This is a genomic window from Inquilinus sp. (genome assembly GCF_039594555.1).
Taxonomy (GTDB): domain Bacteria; phylum Pseudomonadota; class Alphaproteobacteria; order DSM-16000; family Inquilinaceae; genus Inquilinus.
The window spans coordinates 1-16,018 of record NZ_JBCNNF010000138.1 but is presented as its reverse complement, the minus strand read 5'-3'; the positions used below and the strand labels follow the sequence as shown (position 1 = coordinate 16,018).

General features: G+C 70.3%; 13 protein-coding genes. 8 read left to right on the top strand and 5 right to left on the bottom strand.

From position 1 onward, the window contains the following. A partial coding sequence (locus ABDW35_RS16390; protein ID WP_343714952.1) for a GNAT family N-acetyltransferase occupies positions 1-571 on the top strand: 571 nt, incomplete at its 5' end. Here ABDW35_RS16390 and ABDW35_RS16385 read toward each other — a convergent pair. Next, entirely contained in the window at positions 568-2,016 is a 1,449-nt protein-coding gene (locus ABDW35_RS16385) for a short-chain fatty acyl-CoA regulator family protein (protein WP_343714951.1), read from the bottom strand. The genes ABDW35_RS16390 and ABDW35_RS16385 overlap by 4 nt on opposite strands. A 163-nt stretch (positions 2,017-2,179) precedes the next feature. On the opposite strand from ABDW35_RS16385, the gene aceA reads away from it, so the two are divergent. Beyond that, on the top strand, positions 2,180-3,457 hold the full coding sequence (aceA, locus tag ABDW35_RS16380) for an isocitrate lyase (protein ID WP_343714950.1): 1,278 nt from the start codon (positions 2,180-2,182) through the stop codon (positions 3,455-3,457). A gap of 27 nt (positions 3,458-3,484) precedes the next feature. Beyond that, entirely contained in the window at positions 3,485-3,688 is a 204-nt protein-coding gene (locus ABDW35_RS16375; RefSeq protein WP_343714949.1) for a DUF4170 domain-containing protein, read from the top strand. A gap of 133 nt (positions 3,689-3,821) precedes the next feature. Here ABDW35_RS16375 and ABDW35_RS16370 read toward each other — a convergent pair whose 3' ends face one another. The 3 genes from ABDW35_RS16370 to ABDW35_RS16360 all read right to left on the bottom strand — a co-directional run bounded on the left by ABDW35_RS16370 (position 3,822) and on the right by ABDW35_RS16360 (position 9,039). Further along, positions 3,822-4,712 carry an immunity 49 family protein gene (locus ABDW35_RS16370; protein WP_343714948.1) on the bottom strand — a complete coding sequence of 297 codons (891 nt, stop codon included), beginning with the start codon at positions 4,710-4,712 and terminating at the stop codon, positions 3,822-3,824. A gap of 2 nt (positions 4,713-4,714) precedes the next feature. Beyond that, a complete protein-coding gene (locus ABDW35_RS16365) occupies positions 4,715-8,167 on the bottom strand; it encodes a DUF4781 domain-containing protein (RefSeq protein ID WP_343714947.1) in 3,453 nt (1,150 codons plus the stop codon). Positions 8,168-8,256: 89 nt separating this feature from the next. Next, a complete protein-coding gene (locus tag ABDW35_RS16360; protein WP_343714946.1) occupies positions 8,257-9,039 on the bottom strand; it encodes a hypothetical protein in 783 nt (260 codons plus the stop codon). 597 nt (positions 9,040-9,636) lie between these two features. Here ABDW35_RS16360 and aqpZ point away from each other — a divergent pair. Continuing rightward, complete coding sequence (gene aqpZ / locus ABDW35_RS16355) at positions 9,637-10,359, top strand: aquaporin Z (protein ID WP_343714945.1); 723 nt, start codon at positions 9,637-9,639, stop codon at positions 10,357-10,359. Between the two features lie 42 nt (positions 10,360-10,401). Here the strand turns inward: aqpZ and ABDW35_RS16350 are convergent, their stop codons facing one another. Beyond that, positions 10,402-10,863: a GNAT family N-acetyltransferase gene (locus ABDW35_RS16350; RefSeq protein WP_343714944.1), complete on the bottom strand. Its 462-nt coding sequence runs from the start codon at positions 10,861-10,863 to the stop codon at positions 10,402-10,404. Between the two features lie 104 nt (positions 10,864-10,967). On the opposite strand from ABDW35_RS16350, the gene ABDW35_RS16345 reads away from it, so the two are divergent. The 4 genes from ABDW35_RS16345 to ABDW35_RS16330 form a co-directional block, all read left to right on the top strand. Beyond that, entirely contained in the window at positions 10,968-12,221 is a 1,254-nt protein-coding gene (locus ABDW35_RS16345; protein WP_343714943.1) for a crosslink repair DNA glycosylase YcaQ family protein, read from the top strand. 109 nt (positions 12,222-12,330) lie between these two features. After that, the gene (locus tag ABDW35_RS16340) at positions 12,331-13,476 is read left to right on the top strand and encodes an alpha-D-ribose 1-methylphosphonate 5-triphosphate diphosphatase (RefSeq protein ID WP_343714942.1); all 1,146 of its coding nucleotides are present in this window, start codon (positions 12,331-12,333) and stop codon (positions 13,474-13,476) included. A gap of 73 nt (positions 13,477-13,549) precedes the next feature. Continuing rightward, positions 13,550-14,446, top strand: a complete 897-nt coding sequence (locus ABDW35_RS16335; protein WP_343714941.1) for a cytochrome c — start codon at positions 13,550-13,552, stop codon at positions 14,444-14,446. A gap of 221 nt (positions 14,447-14,667) precedes the next feature. After that, the coding region (locus ABDW35_RS16330; RefSeq protein WP_343714940.1) for a calcium-binding protein at positions 14,668-16,018 on the top strand (1,351 nt) is incomplete at its 3' end.

The window sequence follows — 16,018 nt, the reverse complement described above, 5'->3', positions numbered from 1 at the left end:
GCGTCGCCAGCCCGGGCTGATCTGGCTGTTCGAGGATCTGCTGGACCCCGCCTGCCACAAGGCGCTGCCCAAGATCGCGGACCAGGCCGGGCTGGCCCTGTCGCTGTCCGGCTTCGGCATGGCGGGCGATATCCTGCCGATCGCCGAGCCGCATCATCCGGAGCTGGAGTTCGTGCGCGTCGCCACGGAGGAGCAGCTGACGGCCTATGCCGACCTCAATTCCCGCGCCTACGGCATGCCGCTGGAGGCCGGGCGCGACGGGCTGGCCGGGTCGGTTCTCTGGAAATCCGGCATGTACACTTATCTCGGGCTGGCGGACGGCGTGCCGGTCTCGGCCGCGGCGACGGTGGCCACCGGAAGCTGCCTGTTCCTGGCCCTGGTCGCGACCGCGCCCGAGGCGCAGCGCCGCGGCTATGGCGAGGCGACGGTGCGCAAGGCGCTGTATGAGGGCGCCCGGGCGACCGGCCTGACCCGCGCCACCTTGCACGCCACTTTGGCGGGAACCCCGGTCTATGAGCGCATCGGCTACCGCAAGGTGGCGTCGATCGGCTTCTGGGGGCTGAAGGCCTAGGCTGCCGGGGTGAACTGATAGGGCGTGGCGCCGCGCAGGTTCTCGTCCACCGACAGCACGTGGTTCAGCGGCGGGAAGGCGCGCTGGTCGCAATCCGGCCGCTCGCACAGCCGGCAATGCAGCCCGATCGGCGCCGCCGCCTCGTCCGCCGCCAGGTCGATGCCGTCGGCATAGACCACCTGCGCCGCCTGGGCGATCTCGCAGCCCAGCGCCAGGGCGAAGCTCTGCCCCGGCGCGCGGAAGCCGGCGCCGGGCTTCGACACGGTGCGGGCGATGGTGAACCAGCGGCTGCCGTCCGGCAGCTCCGCCACCTGGGTCTGGATCCGGCCGGGCGAGCGGAAGGCGTCGGGCAGGATCCATAAGGGGCAGGCGCCGCCCATCCGGGCGAAGGCGGAGTTGGTGGCGCCGAGCCGCTTGGAGACGTTGCCGGCCTTGTCGCTGCGGATCAGGAAGAACGGCACGCCCTTGGCGCCCTGGCGCTGCAGCGTGGTCAGGCGGACGCAGACCTGCTCGAAGCTGGCCTCGAACCGGCTCTGCAGCACCTCGATGTCGTAGCGCAGCGCCGTCGCCGCCCGCCAGAACCGGTCATAAGGCATCATCACCGCCCCGGCGAGATAGTTGGCCAGGACGATGCGGCCCAGGCGCGACGCCTCCGGGCCGGAGAAGCCGACCGGCGCCACCATCTCGTCCAAGAGCGCCCGGTACTTGATCAGCGCGATCTGCACCGCCAGGTGGAAGCTGCGGCTGGGCAAGGGCAGCATCTCCGACAGCAGGATGCGGCGGCCGTGGCGGTCGTAGCGGCGGCGCACCGGGCCCATCACGTCGACCGGCATCACCTTGACCCGCAGCGCCAGTTCCTCGTCCAGGTAGCGGATCAGGCCCGGGAACAGGGCGCCGGGCTCGATCGACCCGGCCTGCCAGATCTCCTCCGCCGCCGTCTCCAGCTCCGGGAAGTGGTGGCCATGCGCCTGCACCCAGTCGCGCACCTCGTCGAGGGGGGAAGCGGCCTCGGCCAGCGCCCCGTCCGGCGCCGATTGCTGCTCGGCCAAGAGGCGCAGCGTCTCGCGCCCCTCGCGATAGGCGTGGTACAGGGCCAGCACCGCCTCGGCCGCCGCGGGGGCCTGGGCGGCCAGGTCGATGATGTCCTGCCGCTTCAGCCCGGCCGTGCCCGGCCGTGGCGTGGCGAAGAGCGGGTCGCCGAACACCTCCGACAGGCCGCCCACCAGCCGCTCGCCCTCATCTTCGGCGAAGCTGGCGAGGTCCAGGTCGAAGATCTGGCCCAGCTTCAGCAGGATCTCGACCGTCACCGGCCGCTGGTTGCTCTCGATCAGGTTGAGGTAGGAAGCGGAGATGCCCAGCCGCTCCGCCAGCTGCGCCTGGGTGACCTCGCGGTCGCGCCGCAGCCGCCGGATCTTGTGCCCCAGCATCGGCTTGCGCGCGGCCATCGGTCTTCTCCGATTTACAAAATAGACATCAACAAACTTTACAACGTTTCCCTTTCACGCTCAACGCCGCGTTGACGCTGCCCGGAGCCGCACCCAACATCATTCCCATCACCGCAGCGCAGCATGGCGCGCCACCCAGAACGGAATGAAAAGGATTTACAGGATGGCTCCCCTCGACTCTCCGACCCCGACCCGAACGCAGCCCGGCCGCTTCGACGGCATCGTCCGGGACTACAGCCCGGCGGATGTCGAGCGGCTGCGCGGATCGGTCCGGATCGAGCACACGCTGGCCCGGCTGGGCGCCGAGCGGCTGTGGGAGCTGATGCACAAGCGCGACTTCGTCAACTCGCTCGGCGCCACCAACGGCACCCAGGCGATGCAGCAGGTGCGAGCAGGGCTGGAGGCGATCTACCTCTCAGGCTGGCAGGTCGCGGCCGACGCCAACACCGCCGGCCAGATGTATCCGGACCAGAGCCTGTACCCGGCGGATTCGGTGCCGGAGGCGGTGAAGAAGATCAACCGCACGCTGCAGCGCGCCGACCAGATCGAGCATGCCGAGGGGGGCGCCAAGCGGCACTGGTTCGCGCCGATCGTGGCCGATGCCGAGGCCGGCTTCGGCGGTCCCCTGAACGCCTTCGAGCTGATGAAGGCGATGATCGAGGCCGGCGCGGCGGGCGTGCATTTCGAGGACCAGCTGGCGTCGGAGAAGAAGTGCGGCCATCTCGGCGGCAAAGTGCTGGTGCCGATGCGCAGCTTCATTCGCACCCTCAACGCCGCCCGCCTGGCTGCCGACGTGATGGACGTGCCGACCGTGCTGCTGGCCCGCACCGACGCCGAGAGCGCCAAGCTGATCACCAGCGACATCGACGAGCGCGACCACCCCTTCATCGACCGGACGCAACGCACCGAGGAGGGCTTCCATCCGATCAGGCCCGAGAACCGGATGGAGTACTGCATCGCCCGCGGCCTGGCCTTCGCGCCCTATGCCGACCTGCTGTGGATGGAGACGTCGAAGCCGGATCTGGGCCAGGCCAGACGCTTCGCCGAGGGCATCCACCGGCACTTCCCGGGCAAGCTGCTGTCCTACAACTGCTCGCCCAGCTTCAACTGGAAGGCCAATCTCGACGATGCGACGATCGCCAAGTTCCAGCGCGAGCTGGGGGCGATGGGCTACAAGTTCCAGTTCATCACCCTGGCCGGCTTCCACAGCCTGAACTACGCCACCTTCGAGCTGGCGCGCGGCTACAAGGACCGGCAGATGGCCGCCTATTCCGAGCTGCAGCAGGCGGAGTTCGCGGCCGAGGCCCAGGGCTACACGGCCACCAAGCACCAGCGCGAGGTCGGCACCGGCTATTTCGACGCCGTCAGCCTCGCCATCTCCGGCGGCAAGGCCTCGACCACCGCGCTGCAGGAATCGACCGAAGCCGCCCAGTTCCACTGATCATCGCGCCCGAAGGAGGATAGGACCATGACCACCCGACCGAACCGCTTCTGGATCATCGGTGGCGAGTATGCCGACACCCGCTTCGACCGGCTGATCAACGGCACCGAAAGCCTGCAGGGCCCGTTCGAGAATTACGACGAGGCGCTGCACGCCTGGCGGCAACTGGCCGCGGCCACCACCAGCAACGCGCATCAGCGCTACACCATCGCGCATGAGGGGGCCCGATAGAGCCTCCTGATCGCGACCGGGCCGGGCGGCGCGGGCGCACTGTCCGGCCTAATCTCCAAGACCGACCTTTCGAAGACCCCTGCTGGGCCCGGCCGACGTGTTCGGCCGGGCCGCTTTTTGTCGCGGGCGGGAGCTACACGGCCCCGTCGACCAAGCCTTGCGGCAGATAGTCCGACCGGATCCCGACCGGCAGGCCCTGGTCGTGGCGCATCGCCGCCCAGGCCAGCGGGCCGAGGGCGATGAAGCCGGCCGGGTCGCTGTCCTGCGCCTCGCCGGGATTGGGCCGGAGCTCCGACCAGTAGCGGCGATGCAGCACCAGGGCGTTGCGCAGGGCCTTGTCGAACTGGGCCGCATCCGGGTCGCGGTGCAGCAGGGCCAGCTCGATCTCCGGCGACACGATGAACTGGGCGTAGTCGCGGGCCGCCGGCGCCAGCGCCGTGTCGTTGCAGCCCTGGATCGCCTGCAGCAGCAGCTGGTTCCCGGCGGCGTCGCCGCGCAGCAGCGCCTGCAGCCCCTGGGCATGGGCCAGGCCGTAGATCCGCTCCTCCGGCGCCGGGGGCTGGCGCGCGATGCGGTCGACCGGCACCTGCGCGAACAGATCCAGCGCAATGCGGTCGCGTGTGGCCAGGGCGGCGTGGCAAGCCTCGACCAGCCGCCGCGGGGTCAGCCCTGTCGGCCGCTCCCGACCGCGGGGAAGCTCGATCGCACCCGGCGGACCGAGATCGACCCGCAACGGCGGTTCCGCCGGCGTCACCGTCGCGCCCGCGGCCATCGCCGCCCGGGCGCCGAGCCGCAGCAGCGCCGGCACCGCGTCCTCCGGGCCCAGCAGCTGGCGCAGCCCGGCCAGGGCCAGGGCTTCCTCGGTCAGCGGCACCAGGTTGCCGGGGCGGCCGGCCAGGCTGTCGCGCAGCATCGGGATCTCGTCGGCGCGATCCGCCGCCTGCGCCACCAGCGCATCGCGGTCGCGGCCGGGCCGGTGCCGGGCCACGAAGCCGGCGCTGTCCCCGTCCTTGCCGTCGGTCATCGTCAGGCCCCCAGGTCGAATTGCTTCGCCGTCGCCACCGGCGCCGCGGCACCGCCGCCGGGAGCCTGGCTGATCGGCGTCCTGACGGTCAGATAGACGATCTCCGCCGGCTTGCCATCCGCGGTCTTGCCGAAGCGGTAGGCATTCGACAGATCCTTCCCAGTGGCCGCCGCCGGACCGTCCATGTTGTAGCGCATGTTGTTGGCGATGGCGGCGAAGTACTCGGCCGTTCCCTGCGTCTCCACCTGGCCGTTGACCAGCCGGGTGCCGAGCGGCGAGCTGCCGCCCTTGGCCTCAACCACGACGAAGCGGATCTTGCCGTCCGGCAGCGTCTGCCGATAGACCTGATCAAAGTCGCCGGGGCGCGAGCCCGATCCCGGGCCGCCATATTCCAGCCTGGCGTCGGGATAGCGCTGCGCCACGAAGCTCATGCCGCCCAGCTCGCCGATCTCGGCGCTCTGGTTCACCACCTCCTGGCCCTTGGCGTTCTTGACCGTCTTGTCGGTGGCGGCGTCGCGCTCCAGCACCGCGGTGTCGCGGGCGGCGAGGGCGGATTTGAGGTCCTGCTGCTGCGCCAGGCTCAGCCCTGCCGGCAGGTTGATCTTCGGCGCGACGTTGCCGGTGATGACCGGGGCATAGGTCGGCAGGTTGCCGTTCGTCACCTCCTGGATCCGGTAGATACCGTCATCGCCCTTCACCAGGCCCAGCCGCGGATGGCTGCTGTCGTAGGGTTCGGTGCGCACGATCTCCGGCACCGTTTCCGGCCCGGTGGTCCGGAAATAGTAGCCCTGGCCGGCATAGGGGCTGTTGTCGATCGCATCGCCCAGCCCCGGCTGGATCTCCTCTGCCCGCGCCTGGCCGGTGCTCGGCGCCTCGACATCCCGCTGGGCCGGGTCGGTGATGATCCGCCCCAGCGACTCATTGTGCTGGTCGAGATAGGCCCGGGTGGTCTGGATGTCGCCGCGCAGCTGGTCCTTCTGCTGCGGCGTCAGGGTCGGGTCATCCAGCCGGCGCTGCAGGTCGGCCAGCTTGCGGTCGAGCTTGATGCCTTCGTATTTGACCGAATAGGCCAGGGTCCCGGGCTTGGGCTCGCCGGTCCAGCCGCGGACCAGGCCCTGCAGCCCCTCGCCCTGGGCCATCATCCGGGCGACATCGCGGTGCAGGGCGATGTCGGCGTCGCTCGCCTGCGGCCCGGCCTTGATGGTGTAGGTGCCGGTCTTCGGGTCGCGCACGATGCTGACCCGGTTGCCCTCGACCTCGCTGGTCCGCACCACCGGCGGCTCATAGGCGGCGGTCAACCGCCGGGTCAGCGCCGCCGGGTTGAACATCTCGCCCGGCGACCGGGCCTGGCGGGCGCCGACGCCGATGGTGGCGCCCCAGAAGCCCATGGCCAGCAGGCCCTGCGCCCGCTGCTCCGGCGTCATCGATCCCCAATTCGTCGCCAGATGGATGCCCATGTCGACGAAGGCGCCGGCGTTGGCAGTGTTGGCCAATGCCTGGGTGGTGCCGATCACCCGTGCCGCCGCCGGGCTCAGCCGCGCCCCGGCGCCGGCCAGGCGGGTCAGGGCGCCAGCGCTGCCGAAGGCGGCGATGCCGGTGCCGTTGGCGACCAGGCCCAGCCACAGCATCCGGGCGTCGCCATCGGTGAAGGGGTTGATCGACTGGCCATGCTGCGACCGGTCGATCAGCTCGCTGCCGGTCTGGTACACGCCCCAGGCCCCGGCCGCCGCGCCGATCCCGACCAGGACCGGCGTCGCGGTGCCGCCGCTGCCGATGATCAGCGCGCCGCCGGCGATGATGCCGCCGACCAGGGCGACCCCGTCGAAGACGCTCTTCACCTCTTCCCAGGCCGTGTCGACCGTCTTCGGCGTGTTGCCGTGCGACAGGTCGACCGTGCCGTCCGCCTTCAGGGTCAGATGGCCGTCGGTCGGGTAGGTGACGTCGCCGGGCGGCAGCTCGTTGTTCGCTTTCCAGTCCGCGAAGTCCTGGTAGCTGCGGCCGGTGTTGTCGACGAACTTGTCGCCGGACGCCGTGTGCACCCGGAACAGCGGCAGCTGCACCGGGCCCGAGGCGTTGCTCGAATACTGGATCGGCAGCACCGTGACCTGCGGATTGTCGCCGCCGACGGCGCGGATCTGGGCCACCACCTTGCCGACCGGGTCCTTGCCGGGCCCGTCGGCGAAATAGGAGAACTGGCCCTGGGCCGCCTTCGCCTGCGCCGCCTCCGCGTCCTTCGACACGGCCGGGGGGAAGCCCATGGCGTAGCCGATGGTGTTGTCCAGGTCGGTCCCCTGCAGGGTCTGCGGATCGTCGCCGCGGCCGGCCAGGAACTGCTTGGCGTTGTCCTGCGCCTGCGGGCCGACGATCGCCGGGTTGGTCCAGGGATCCTCGGTCCGCTTCAGCGTGTCGGCGGTGATGCCGCGGTCGGCGCGGACCGTGGCCAGGGCGCCGACCCGGCCCTCCAGCCCGATCTTGCCGTCATTGCCGTTGCCGAACAGCAGCACCTGGCCCTGATGGGTGCCCAGGATGCCGTCCAACCGCCGGGCCTCCGCATCCCGCTGCCCCGGATCGTCCGGGAACCATTCGCGTGCCAGGGCCTGCGCCATCTCCTGCCGCAGGCCCTCGCGCTTGTCGATGTCGAACGGCGTGGTCTGGGCGTAGACGGACTGCACCACGGCGCTGACGGCGGGGCCGGGCGGGCCGTCATTCATCGCCGTCAGGATGCGCTGCCGGGCCATCGCCTCGATGCCGTCGGCGCCGCCGCGCGATTGCAGCGCCTGCATGAAGCGGGCGGCGTTCTCCGGGCTCAGGGAGACGACGGTCTGCCGCAGCGCCGCGAGGGTCGCGGGCGTGTGCTGCAGGTCGCCGGAGGTGGCCTGGATCGTCCCCAGCACCAAGGCCCGGGCCTTGCTGTGCGGATCCGCGGCCGAGCCGTTGCCGGCCGGCTGCTGCATCAGCGCGGCGGCGCGGAGCGCGAAGCGCTCGCCGACCACGCCGCGCAGCTGCGGGCTGTCGCCCAGGGCTTTGGTCAGGTCGGACGCCTGGCCCAGCCCGCCGCCCTTGCCGTCGGACCAGCGGTCCAGCATGCGGTCCAGCAGATAGCGCTGCTCGTCGGTGTTGAGGCCCTTGAGCTCGGTCGACTGCCCGTTCAGCGCGTTGCGGACATGCTCATGGGATTCGGTCTGGCCGAAGCCGAGGAAGCCGCCATTGGCGTCGGAATGATGCTCGACCCAGTCATCGATCCCGCGCCGGCGATCCTCGCTGACGACCGGCACGACCGGGGCGGTCGGCGCGGCGTCGGACGGGCCACCTCCGGCGGGGGCCGGCTTCGGCGGCGGGGGCTCGGCGGGTGGCGCGGCCCTGGCACGCTGTACCGCGCTGGCGAAGTCGCCCCCGCGTTGCGCGGGGCCGAACCGGGAGGGGGCGGTGCCGAGCGAATCGATGCGGGGTGACATGGCTCGATCCTGTCCGCGAAGGATGGTCGAAGGATGGCAGGCGGCGAGGCGTCCCCGTTGCCCCGAAGCCGCTGATGCCCTTCAGGGGCTCAGTCTTTGACACCGGCGTTGAGGTTGGGGATCTGGTCCTTCTTGAAGCCGAGCTCCTTGGCCACGGCCAGGATCTGGGTATCAACCGATACGTCGACGCTTTCGCCCTTGCCGTTCTTCCAGTCGAACTCCGCCAGATCCTTCAAGGTCTTCAGCTGGTTGTCGCCGTTCCCACCGGCGACTTTGTCGAGATAGGCGTGGACGATCTTGCGCCGGATCGCATCGGCGTCATTGCCGAAATCCTGCCCCAGCAGTTCCTGCACCGCCTTCTTCGGGTCATCCGCCGCCTTGAAGTAGCCGTCGACCAGGCCGTCGCGCTTCTTCGGGTCGGTCTCGTTTGCCAGCGTCGTGGCGAATTCCGGCGGCTTGGTGTTGCCCGGCGTCGGGGCCGGCATCCCGGCCGGCGCGTCCGAGCCCGGTATGGGCTCCTGCTCCGGCGCGACCGGCAGCATGACGAAATCGGGCTTCAGATCCCCCTCATGATAGGTCTGGATCAGGTCCGGGTTGGCGATCTGGTCGTTCAGGGCGACGACGGTCGCATCGATGTTCTCCGGCGCAATGCCGGCCTCCATGGCCATGCGCCATTGCGAATCGCCGGCCTCAGGCACCTCGACGGTGCCCTGGCTGAGCAGCTCCTTGGCGTCCTTGAGCTGATGCTGCTTCGCCAGGCCGTCCAGCGTCTGCATCCATTGCTGCTGCTGGGCGGCGTTGACCTCATGGATCCGCCCGTCCTTGCCGACCAGCGAGAGCTTGTTGTCCTTGTAGGTGACCGTGAGCGACATCGACGCCTCCAGATATGGGGCAGCACGATAGGCAGGCTTTCGCCTGTCCGGCCGCGGCCCAGGACTGAATTCCGGGTTCTCCCCCCGAACCGCTACACCAACCCCGGGCGGCGGCAAATGTTCCCTAACGTTTAGGGAGCCCGACCGCGGTTCTCGGGGCGATCTTGTCTGGCAAATGCCCGGACCGTAAAACCGCCGCTTCGCTTGAATTGGTAGCCCTCCCGCACCGAATTTCAGCACAGTCGTCCGACCGAATGGTCTCAGCATGATCGAACGAGAGCCGTCCTCATCCGGAGATGGACGCGGGGTCGACAGATCACAGCGGCAGCGCCGGCGGCCCGAGTTGTCACGGTCTCTTGACATGCAAGTTCCCGGCATAAGCCGGATGGATGACGGCGTGTGGCGGAGCCTTACGAGTCATCAGCCATATGGTCCCGCTGCCCGGAATTCGTTCTCCGGATATTGCAATCAATCTTAAGACAAAAGCTCAATAACATCTCAAAGTCACTTTATTGCGTGCATTTACATAATACTATATCTTGGCACCTCGGTTCTCCCCGCCACCAGTGGCGGTGGAGATCGAATGGAGGGAACGATATGCTCAAACGAGTCCTTGCCGAGGCGTTGGGGACGTTCTGGCTCGTCCTCGGCGGTTGCGGCACCGCGGTCCTGGCCGGATCGCATGTCGGCTTCGGCGGCGTCGCCGCAGCCTTCGGCCTCACCGTCCTGACCGGCGCCTTCGCCCTGGGCCGGATCTCCGGCGGCCATTTCAATCCTGCGGTCACGGTGGGGCTATGGACTGCCGGCAAGACCGGCACGTCGGACGTCGTGCCCTACATCATCGCCCAAGTGGTCGGCGCGATCATTGCGGGCGCGGTCATCTACGTCATCGCCTCCGGCATGCCCGGCTTCGACATCACCAAGGGCTTCGCCCTGAACGGCTACGACGCCGGATCGCCGGGCGGCTACAGCCTGACGGCGGCGCTGGTCTGCGAGGTGGTGCTGACGGCTGTGTTCCTGGTGGTCATCGTCGGCGTGGTCAGCAATCCCGCGACCGCGCCCTTCGCACCGATCGCGATCGGCCTGGCGCTGACGCTGATCCATCTGATCTCGATTCCGGTCACCAACACCTCGGTCAACCCGGCGCGCAGCACCGGCGTCGCCGTGATCGCCCAGGGCCTGGCGCTGGGACAGCTGTGGCTGTTCTGGGTGGCGCCGATCGTCGGCGGCATCATCGGCGGCCTGGTGGGGCGGTTCCTGACCGAACCGGAAACCGCAGTCAGCGCGGCCCCGACGATCCCGGGCGCTCCGGCCGAGTGATCCTGACCTGACCCGAAGCCCCGGCGGTCCGCCGCCGGGGCTTCAATCCAGCGCCTTCTCCATGAACAGGCTCAGCGGGTCGGGCTGGTAGTCGCCGAACGGCCCGCACTCCTCGTATCCGAAGTGGCGGTACAGGCCGATCGCCTCGGGCTGGTGGATCCCGGTCTCCAGCCGGACCACCCGGACGCCCAGGCTGCGGGCCTCCTCCTCGATCCGGGCCAGCAGGTCGCGGCCGACCTTCAGCCCCCGCGTCGCCGGGTCGACGAACATCCGCTTCAGCTCGGCCCGGCCGTCCTCGCCGACCACCAGGGCCCCGCAGCCGACCACCCGGCCATCGCGCCGGGCCACCCAGAAGCGCACCTCCGGCCGCTCCAGCGAGGCGATGTCGAGCATGTGATTGCTCTCGGCCGGGTACAGGCTCGCCATCAAGGCGTCCGATTGGCGGATCAGGTCGAGCACCGCGTCCTGGCGCGGCGGTTCCGGGGCGATCAGGGTGGCGGTCACGGATGGGAAACCTCGGTCGTTGCACCCCGACTATAGCCGGGCATGGCGGCGCGCGAAGGGCTTTCCTCTTGCCCGGCGCCAGTGTCTATGTTCTGGTATTGTTCATGGCCGACTCCGCCCCGCTCACGATCCCGAACGCCGACGCCCGGCGCCTGTTCCTCGACCTGCACGCCCTGGCCGATCCGCCGCTGGGCCGGCTGACGGTGGATGGCTGCCAGGCGGTGGTGGACCGCATCGGCTTCGTCCAGGTCGACAGCATCAACACGGTCGAGCGGGCGCACCACATGATCCTGTTCGCCCGCCGCCACGGCTACGTCCAGACCCAACTGCCGCGGCTGGTGGAAAAGACCCGCGGCCTGTTCGAGGGCTGGACCCACGACGCCTCGTTGATCCCGACCCGCTTCTTTCCCTACTGGTCGCGGCGCTTCGCCGATGTCCAGGCTCGCGCCGCCACCAGCCGCTGGTGGACCGAGGCCGGGCCGGACTTCCCCAAGGTGCTGGCGCAGGTGCGCGACCGGGTGGCGGCCGAGGGCCCGCTGCTGACCCGCAGCTTCGAGGAGGAGCGGCAGCGCCCCTCCGGCGGCTGGTGGGACTGGACGCCCTCGAAGATGGCGCTGGAGTTCCTGTGGCGCACCGGCGTGCTGGCGGTGACCCGGCGCGAGGGCTTCCAGAAGGTCTACGATCTGACCGAGCGGGTGATCCCGGAGCAGCATCGCGGCCCGGCGCCGGAGCCGGAGGCGGTGGTCGACTGGGCCTGCCGCTCGGCGCTGGAGCGGCTGGGCATCGCCCGGCCCGGCGAGATCGCGGGATTCTGGGACCTGATCACCATCCGCGAGGCGGAGCAGTGGTGCGACCGGCTGACCCGGCGCGGCGATCTGCACGTCGTCCATGTCCAGGGCGCGGATGGCAAGACCACCTCGGCCTTCGCCTTTGCCGATATCGAGGACCGGCTGGCCGCGGCCGCGCCGGCGCCGGACGTGCTGCGGGTGCTGTCGCCCTTCGACCCGGTGATCCGCAACCGCCAGCGGCTGGAGCGGCTGTTCGGCTTCGACTACCGGTTCGAGGCCTTCGTGCCGGAGGCGAAGCGGCGCTGGGGCTATTACGTCTTCCCGATCCTGGAGGGCGACCGCTTCGTCGGCCGCATCGACATGCGGGCCAAGCGCGACAGCGGCGACCTCGCCGTCGCCGGTCTGTGGTGGGAGCCGAAGGTGCGGTCCAGCAAGGCGCGGACGCGCCGGCTGGAGGCGCAGCTGGACCGCATCCGCCGCTTCGCCGGGGTCGACCGGGTCACCTGGCCGGAGGCTAAATCGACGCTGTCATCCGCGAGTCATCAAAGGGTCGCAAAGCTCGGGGCATAACGGCGCCGCGCGCGGGCCGGCGTTGCGATGCGGGGCCGAGCGCCCATATAAGGCCGCGCGGGCGAGCCGCCGGGCCGATCGTGCGGAAGCGGAAGAGAAGGATTGGGTTATGCCGGGGGATCTGATCGTCGCCCATGCGCGGATCGTGACGGCGGAGGCCGTGCTGACCGGCAGCCTCGCCGTATCCTCCGGCCGCATCGCCGATCTCGACCGCGACGAATCCTGCCCGCCCGGCGCCGTCGATTTCGAGGGCGACTACCTGCTGCCCGGCCTGGTCGAGCTGCACACCGACCATCTCGAGCGCCACTACACGCCCCGGCCCGGCGTGCGCTGGCCGGCGGTGACCGCGGTGATGGCGCATGACGCCCAGGTGGCGGCGGCCGGCATCACCACCGTGTTCGATGCGCTGGCCCTGGTCGGCGGCCGCAATGGCGAGGACCGGCTGGAGACGCTGCGGCCGATGGTCGACGGCATCCGCCAGGCCCAGGCCGGCCAGATGCTGCGGGCCGAGCATTTCCTGCATCTGCGCTGTGAGGTCACCGAGGCGAACGTGCTGCAGCTGTTCGAGCCGTTCCGCGACGACCCGCTGGTGCAGTTCATGTCGGTGATGGACCACGCCCCCGGCCATCGCCAGTTCGCCGACCTCGCCAAGTACCGCGAGATCTACAAGGGCATGCTCGGCATGACCGACGAGCAGATCGACGCCCAGACGGCGGAGCGGATCGCCGCGTCGCGCACCCACGGCGTGACCAACCGCGACGCCCTGGCCGCGATCGGCCGCAGCCGCGGCCTGCCGATCGCCAGCCATGACGATGAGACCGTCGCCCATGTCGAGGAGGCGGCGGCGCTGGGCATGGTGGTGTCGGAGTTCCCGACCACCCTGACCGCCGCCCGCGCCGCGCGCGAGCACGGGCTGCAGATCCTGATGGGCGCGCCCAACCTGGTCCGCGGCGGTTCCCATTCCGGCAATGTCTCGGCCGGCGAGCTGGCGCGCGAGGGGTTGGTCGACATCCTGTCGTCGGACTACGTCCCGGTCAGCCTGCTGCACGGCGCCTTCACCCTGGCGGAGGGCGAGCACGGCATCGGCCTGCCGCAGGCGCTGGCGACGGTGACGATCAACCCGGCCCGCGCCGCCGGCCTCGAGGATCGCGGCCGGATCGAGCCCGGGCTGCGGGCCGACCTGCTGCGCGTCCGGCTGGTTGACGGCGTGCCGGTGATCCGCGCCGTGTGGCGCGAGGGCGAAAGAGTCGCATGACCCGGGAATAACGGGTCGGGCCGGCGGATCGGTTATAAGGGCTGAGTCGCCCGATCGCAGCCCGGAGGCCAGCATGCGTCCGTTCCCGGTTCTCACGGCCCTGATGCTGGCCCTCGGCCTGGCCGGCACCGTCCGGGCCGCTGATCCGGTGGCGCCCGATCCGGCCTCGCCCGACCCGGTGGCGCGCGGCGCCTACATCTTCGCCGCCGGCGGCTGCGCCACCTGCCACACCCAGCCTGGCCCCGACGCCAAGCCGCTGGCCGGCGGGCGGGCGCTGAAGACCGCCTTCGGCACCTTCTACACCCCGAACATCACGCCGGATGCCGAGACCGGGATCGGCAGCTGGAGCGAGGAGGATTTCCGCCGGGCGCTGCGCGAAGGCGTGTCGCCGACGGGCGACGACCTGTACCCGGCCTTCCCCTACACCTCCTACACCGGCATCACCGACCGCGACCTGGCCGACCTCTGGGCCTATCTGCGCAGCGTCCCGGCGGTGCGGCAGCCGAACACGCCGCATGATCTGTCCTGGCCCTATTCCTGGCGCTCGCTGCTGCCTGGGTGGCGCCTGCTGAACTTCAGCGAAGGGCCGTTCCTGGTCGCGGCCGGCCAGTCGCCCGAATGGTATCGCGGCGCCTATCTCGTCCGCGTGCTGGGCCATTGCGGCGAATGCCACACGCCGCGCGACATGCTGGGCGGGCTGAACTGGTACAGCGCCTTCGCCGGCAACCCGCAGGCGCCGGACGGCGGCGGCAAGATCCCGAACATCACCCCGGACCCCCAGCACGGCATCGGCGGCTGGAGCGACCGGGACATCACCTATTATCTGGAGACCGGCACGACGCCCGACGGCGACTTCGCCGGCGGCGCCATGGCCGAGGTGATCCGGGACAACACCGCCAAGCTGGTGCCCGCCGACCGCGACGCCATCGCCACCTATCTGAAGAGCCTGGCGCCGCTGGCCGGGCCGTAACGCCCGCCTCACGGGCGATGGCCGAAAGCCGCAGAATCACCTATAGTGCCGCGGCATTCGTAATTTTAGGAACATTTGCATTGTATTGACCCCGGCGCCGCGGATTTCGACGGCGCCTTCCGCTTTCAACCGCGACATGCCGCCCGGCGGCGGGCACGGCCGATGCCGTTTCCGCTCGCCCGGCCGGTGCGCCGCCCTGCGTTCATCGGAGGCTTTTCATCGTGACCAGCTATACCGGCACCGTCGACCCCGACTACATCTACGGCCTCAGCGACACCGTGGTGGTGCCGCCCGGCGCCAACGGCGTGCAGCTCGACCTGTCGGGCGACGACACGCTGAGCGGGGTGGACGGGGACGACTTCGTCCTGGCCGGTGCCGGCAATGACGTCGTCGATGGCGGCGATGGCGCCGACCATCTCGACGGCGGCGCCGGGGATGACCTGCTGCGCGGCGGCATGGGTCCCGACACGCTGATCGGCGGCGACGGCGTCGACACCGCCGATTACAGCACCAGCCTCAAGCCGATCACCGTGGATCTCTTCGCCGGCATCGGCTCGGCCGGCGATGCCGAGAACGACACTCTGTCGGGGATCGAGAACGTCATCGGCAGCGCCGGCGACGACACCGTCGATGGCGGCACCGACGACAACGTCCTGTCCGGGCTGGCGGGGAACGACCTGCTGGTCGGGTATGAGGGCGCGGACACGCTGATCGGCGGCGACGGCAACGACATGCTCGCCGGGGATGCGGAGCCGGGGGCCGGCGGCTGCGGCTGCGGCGCGGACCATCTGCAGGGCGGCGCGGGTGACGACATCCTCTACGGCGGCGGTGCCGCCGATCTGCTGGAGGGTGGCGACGGCAACGACCTGATCGGCATCATGGATGCGTCAGAGGTGGTGGCCGGCGAGGTCATTGACGGCGGCGACGGCTACGACGTCGTCGTCTTCACGCCACTGCCGGGGGGCGACACGCTGCTGGTGCTGCAGGGCGACATGCTGGTCGGCATCGAGGAGATCGACCTCGGCTTCCCGGGCGGGCCGGTCGGCCTGCCGGCGCATCTGATGCTGATCGGCGTGCAGTCGAACCTGCTGATCGTCGGCAGCGACGACCGCAACGTGGTTACCGCCGGCGACGCCAACGACACCGTCCGCGGCCTGGGCGGCGACGACGTGCTGGTCGGAGGCCTGGGCAACGATTCGCTCGACGGCGGCGCCGGCGCGGACCAGCTGGACGGCGGCGCCGGGGACGATGTGCTGATCGGCGGGGCAGGGGCCGACCGCCTGACCGGCGGGGCCGGGGTCGACACCGTCCTCTACGCCTCGACCGGAGCGGTGACGATCGACCTGCTGGCGCACACCGCCACGGGCGGCGACGCCACGGGCGACATCCTGAGCGGGATCGAGAACATCTACGCCACCAGTGCCGCCGACACGCTGGGCGGCGACGACAGCGGCAACCTCCTGGCCGGCCGGGGCGGGGATGACATCCTGGCCGGGCGCGGCGGCGACGACGCCCTCTATGGCGAGGGCGGCAATGACAGCCTCGACGGCGGCGACGGCGTCGACCGGCTGG